General features: G+C 69.2%; 1 protein-coding gene and 2 pseudogenes. 2 read left to right on the top strand and 1 reads right to left on the bottom strand.

Features of this window, described 5'->3' with window-relative positions; genetic code table 11:
- Positions 1-210 precede the first annotated feature (210 nt).
- Positions 211-342 (top strand): annotated as a pseudogene (locus tag NDW01_RS44625) (hypothetical protein); the annotation flags it as partial.
- A gap of 106 nt (positions 343-448) precedes the next feature.
- Positions 449-541: pseudogene (locus NDW01_RS44620) on the top strand (hypothetical protein); the annotation flags it as partial.
- 162 nt (positions 542-703) lie between these two features.
- On the opposite strand, the gene NDW01_RS42565 reads toward NDW01_RS44620, so the two are convergent.
- Positions 704-4207 carry a hypothetical protein gene (locus tag NDW01_RS42565; RefSeq protein ID WP_252830368.1) on the bottom strand — a complete coding sequence of 1168 codons (3504 nt, stop codon included), beginning with the start codon at positions 4205-4207 and terminating at the stop codon, positions 704-706.
- Between the last annotated feature and the right edge of the window lie 505 nt (positions 4208-4712).

Genomic DNA, 4712 nt, shown 5'->3' with positions numbered 1-4712 from the left:
TCGATCCGCTCCCACAGGCTGTCCCGCACGATCCACGGCGGCTGCTCGCCCTTCTTCACGGAAGATGATCAAAGCTGCCCGGCAGCCACCGTGGGACCGAAGTGATCATTTTGTTAGGACCTCTAAGCCCGGGTTCTGCCAAGTCAGCGACCGTGGCGGTCCTCGGGTCGGCGTATCCTGTTCGCATTCGATGCGAAAGGCCTCGTTCTCGTGGAGGACGAGCTCCATGCCCGGAACGTGAACCTGGAGATCCTCACCGGGATCTGCGCCGGACTGCATCGACCCAACGGGCAGACCATCGCCGACAAGATGCTGTTCATGGCCGCCGCGATGGCAGCTGAGATGGAACGCGACCTCATCCACGAACGCACCATGGATGGCCTCGCCGCCGCAGGCGTTCAAGGCCCGGTAGGGCGGACGCCGGCCAAGCCCGCGACGAGTCCGTACCGCGATCGCCCGCCACCTGAAGATCGGCCGATCCACCCTCTACCGCGCACTCGCAGCACAGCACGATCCCGCCGAGGCACCGACGGGCTCATAGCCCAAATCCTCGCACCCCCACCAGGAACCCCGCGCGATCACACCGATACGAGATGTCGGTTCGCAAGATCATTCTCAGCGTCAACGGCTGTTCCTGGGTTCCTCCACCCCGAGTTCGTGCGATCTGAGGGTTCTCAGGCTGAACCAAAGGGATCTTCAGGCTCTATGGGGTTGACTGTTGGGTTCGTCTCGACTGGCGTGTGTCTGGTGACATGCGTCTTACCGACACCCCGACTTCGACGCACGCCTTCTGGCCGGCGGGGATGGGCTGCCCGTTGGGGTCGTAGCCGCTGTGGCTGCTCGAGGTCCACTTGATGCCGGCGCCGTCGCGGTCGATGTTAGGGGTCGGCCGGTGGTGGCCCGTGGCGGCGGCCGGCGGGCGGGTCCATGACGCCAGCGCCTGGTGTAGTTGGGTTCGAAGGGCCGGGTCGGTGGTGTCCTTGAGCGTCTGGCGTAGCCCGCGGTTCACCGCGTCGGATACGTCCGCATTGTTGACTTGAAAGTAATACCCGGACTCGTCCGCCCTGCAGTCCAGGTCCAGTTCCATCTCGTCGGTTGCGGAGGCTTGCCCCGACGGCCGGTAGTACCACCGACCTGCGGACAGCTCGAAATCTTCCCCCAACGCGTTCGGGTCTTCGAACCGCGCACGGTCATAATCGCTGCGGCTGTACGCTTTTGCGGCGTCGCTGATGGCAAGGCCGCGCTCGCCCGCTTGGCGGACCCGGTCCTGGACCCGGGCCAGCCGGTCCTGACCAGTCGCTGCCCGCGGTGCCCGCGGCGTCCGGGTGGGGGCGGCGGGGGCGTCATCGGCGGTGTACCAGATATCCCCGACCAGCCTGAAACCCTCTCCCAACGCGTTCGGGTCTTCGAACCGCGCACGGTCATAACGGTGGGGGTCGTATGCGTTTGCGACGTCGCGGATGGTCAGGCCGCGCTCGCCCGCTTGGCGGACCCGGTCCTGGGCCCGGGCCAGCCGGTCCGCGCCGGTCGCTGCCTGCGGCGCCCGCGGCGCCTGCGGCCCCCGCGGTGCCCGCGGCGCCCGGGTGGGGGCGGCGGGGGCGTCATCGGCGGTGTACCAGATATCCCCGACCAGCCTGAAACCCTCTCCCAACGCGTTCGGGTCTTCGAACCGCGCACGGTCATAACGTTTGGTGCTGTATGCGTTTGCGGCGTTGCTGATGGTCAGGCCGCGCTCGCCCGCTTGGCGGACCCGGTCCTGGACCCGGGCCAGCCGGTCCGCGCCGGTCGCTGCCCGCGGTGCCCGCGGCGTCCGGGTGGGGGCGGCGGGGGCGTCATCGGCGGTGTACCAGATATCCCCGACCAGCCTGAAACCCTCTCCCAACGCGTTCGGGTCTTCGAACGGCGCACGGTCATAACGGTGGGGGTTGTATGCGTGTGCGGCGTTGCTGATGGTCAGGCCGCGCTCGCCCGCTTGGCGGACCCGCTCCTGGGCCCGGGCCAGCCGGTCCGCGCCGGTCGCTGCCTGCGGCGCTCGCGGCGTCCGGGTGGGGGCGGCGGGGGCGTCATCGGCGGTGTACCAGATATCCCCGACCAGCCTGAAACCCTCTCCCAACGCGTTCGGGTCTTCGAATCGCGCACGGTCATAACGGCGGTGGTCGTATGCGTGTACGGCGTCGCGGATGGTCAGGCCGCGCTCGCCCGCTTGGCGGACCCGGTCCTGGACCCGGGCCAGCCGGTCCGCACCAGTCGCTGCCCGCGGCGTCCGGGTGGGGGCGGCGGGGGAGGGGGAACCTAGCGAGATGGGGTTCGGTGGGTTGTCGGGGTCGGGTTTGATCTGGGGGGCCCGCATCTGGTAGCGGGGACCGTAGTCGGCGATGACCATGCCGGAGGGGTTGTGGTCGCCGTACAGGTTGTCCAGCGCGACCATCGCGACGATGGTCTGCCACCGGACCCGGCCACGGTTGTCGGTCAGTCGCACGTGGAACGGCAGGAACTCGGCGTTGATGCCGGCCGGCCTCAGATCCGGCTCCCCGTTGGGCAGGAGGCGGGTGTTGGCGAAGGCGGTGACGCCGGCGAAGCCCTCGCTGCTCATCATGAGGTTGCGGCCGGAGCGGCTGTCGATGTTCATCGCGTAGTCGGGGAAGGCGGGGTGCGCCCGCTGCCAATCGTCTACCGCGTTGTCATCATCCAGCACCACCCCCGCATACAGGCCGAGCACACGGCCCTCGGACAACAGTGGCCGGCGGCCGGGCGGGGCGGCCCGGATCTCCTCGGACAAGAACGCGCCGTACTGCCCGACCAGGACCTGCTCGTGAGCCGGCAGATCGCCTGGGCCCAGGATCCGGGCCACCATCCGCGGTGGCAGAGTGTTCCCGGTGATGGTGCCCATCACCAGGTCCTGCACGTCGTGTTCCAGGTGGTCGATCACTTCCCGGACTGGCCTGGCCAAGTTCAACCGCGGGTCGGTGCGAGCCAGCTCGTCCAGATACCGCCGCATGCTCGCGGCTATCCGCACCCCATGTACCTGCACGGCGGGGTGCAGCCTGCCCTGGGCATCGGCGAACGGCGCGAACACCCGGTTCAAAGGATCGGCGTGGTCACGCCAGGGGAAGACCTGATCGCTCTGCGGCCGGTACACCAGCCTGCGCTCGAGCGTGGACCATCCCGTGATCAACAACCCCTCGGGCCCCGGCGGCTGCTCGGCGGCCCCTTGACGCTCATACCGGGTAACACGCCTGGCCTGGTCAAGCTCCTGCACCGAGGACGTGACCGTGAACGTCGGCATCGCCCGTGGCCGCCCCTCCACCGGGAACCCGGCGGCGGGCCGGAAGGGGGCCTGGGATCGGGGAGTGGCTTGGGACAGCTCCCACTGCTGCCCCGCCCGGGCCCCGTCGGCGCCCCGCGGCGCCTGTGGGCGCCGCGGCGCGCCGACGGCGGGGCTGGCCTTGTCGGTGAGCACGTCGACGATGTCCTGGCTGGACAGCGACCGGGCGGTGGTTCCGCCGGCCACCTTCGCGTTGGTCACCGGTTGTGCGGTGGCCAGATCGATGTGCAGGGCACGGGCGGCGGCGACCGGGCCGAGCGGGCTGTTGACCGGGTGGGTCATGGCGGGGGTGAAGTCGTTGAGCACTGCGGTGCCGCCGTTGTAGTCGAGGACTTTGACGCCGTGGGTGGTGTTGATGAGCACGAGGGCGTGGCTGACCGCAGGCCGGCCGACGATGACGACCGTGGCGGTGTTTTCGCCCTGGACCGCCTCGAACACCGCTTCCCAAGACCGGACCTGGCTCCAGCTGCCGGGCTGGTTCAGCAGGCGTCGCGCACTCAGATCCGCCGAAGCCGCGGTGTCATCCACCGATCGCACCCCTGCGGGCGGCTTGATGCCCTGAGGGAAGAGCCCGGCCAGGACCGCTTCGGCGAACTGCAGGCAACGCCCGGCGGCATCAGGGACACGATCGCGCTCGAGCTGCCGGGTCGCATACCACAGCACCCGAAGCAGCTCATCATCTGCTCCGGCCTGCGGATCATCCATCTGGGCCGGTGGCCGATAGGGAAGGCCACCTTCCCGCCCCGTGGCCTGGTCCCGGGGCCCGACCGCGCGCAAGGCCTTGTCCTTCACGCTCAGGCCGGCCTCAGGGTTTCGCGGCAACGGCACATACCGCACCTGGCCATCGCCACCGACCACGGCCCTGCGCACGGCGGCTTCCACACACGCGGTCCCACCCGCGGCCACGCTGTACCCCGAAGCCCGCCAATCAACCACCAACACCGACCCTGGCCCGGAACCCACATTCGATCCCTGCATCAACCCGCTCCTCACGACCGCGGCCCCAAGGGGTGCCCAGGAGCCGAACCAGCACAACCACCCCCGCCAGTCTGCCCAACTCGGAAAAGACCGGTTACCTCATCGCCCAACGCGAGATCCTCATCTCATTCGGTGTCGCGGGCGACCGGATCTATCTCGACAAGGGCCTCACCGGCACCCACCGCGCCCGGCCCGGACCAGGCTCTGGCGGCCGTACGCGCCGGCGACACCCTGGTGGTTCCCAAGCTGGACCGGCTCGCCCGGTCCGTCCCCGACGCCCGCGGGACTGTACGGTTTTCGGTGTAACTCCTGATCAAGGAGTTACACCCGATGACGACAACTGAAGTGAAGGCGGACGCCGCGGTGGCTGAGCCTGGTAAGCCGGCGAAGGGCAAGGACGCCGGGCAGG

This window comes from Actinoallomurus soli, from assembly GCF_024055715.1.
Classification (GTDB): domain Bacteria; phylum Actinomycetota; class Actinomycetes; order Streptosporangiales; family Streptosporangiaceae; genus Actinoallomurus; species Actinoallomurus soli.
The sequence above is the reverse complement of the archived record's forward strand: the minus strand, read 5'-3'. Positions and strand labels throughout refer to the sequence as shown.